The organism is Vibrio sp. 970, assembly GCF_033339075.1.
The window spans coordinates 1-718 of record NZ_JAWOTW010000287.1 but is presented as its reverse complement, the minus strand read 5'-3'; the positions used below and the strand labels follow the sequence as shown (position 1 = coordinate 718).

Here is a 718-nt window from a genome sequence, read left to right as displayed (position 1 = left end):
ACAAGCACGTTAAATGGCAACTCACGACTAAACATAGTCTATTGCCTCAAGTTCAAATATCTAAGCAACAAGGTCAGTTAGGTGTCGGCTCTGTACTGAAAAAACATGAACGTACGGAAGATCGCAACATAACAATTACGGTTTAAAGGAAACATAATGGCTTCATTATCACTTTCAGCGTTGGTCGAAAGATTGTCTCCGCAAGCGAAGGAAACGCTAGAGCAAGCGGCGGCAATGGCAAGTTCGCGTACACATCATAGTATAGAGTTGACCCACTGGTTGTTGACGATAGTTCAACATCCATCCGGTATTTATTCAGAAGTGTTTGAAGCTTTTGATATTGATGAAAGAAAAGTCGAAGAACAACTGCAAGCTCAGCTTGAAAAATACAAAACTGGATGCCAAACCGTCCCAGGCCTTTCTGCTTATACTGTAACCATGATGCAGAATGCTTTGATGTGCGCAACGATAGAGTTTCATGAAGAACAAGTGAACTGTATCCACTTACTGTTTGCGTATCTTTCTGATGACACGCTAGTGAATATGATGAACGCTATTAGCGCGGAGCTAGACAAAGTCGAACCATCTCGCCTAGTCGCAATGAAAGAGCATGTGGGCGATGGTGGAAACAATACTTCTAAGGCGACGAGTAGCTCGAACTCAGCATTGAATCAGTTCACAACGGATCTTACTGAGCAAGCTAAAGCTGGAAAAATAG

Annotated in this window: 1 protein-coding gene and 1 pseudogene; both read left to right on the top strand. The window is 42.6% G+C overall.

The features are described from left to right. Positions 1-146: pseudogene (locus R7Q11_RS26220) on the top strand (type VI secretion system baseplate subunit TssG); the annotation flags it as partial. Between the two features lie 10 nt (positions 147-156). After that, positions 157-718: Clp protease N-terminal domain-containing protein (locus tag R7Q11_RS26215; protein ID WP_318094458.1), on the top strand; the 562-nt coding region annotated here is incomplete at its 3' end.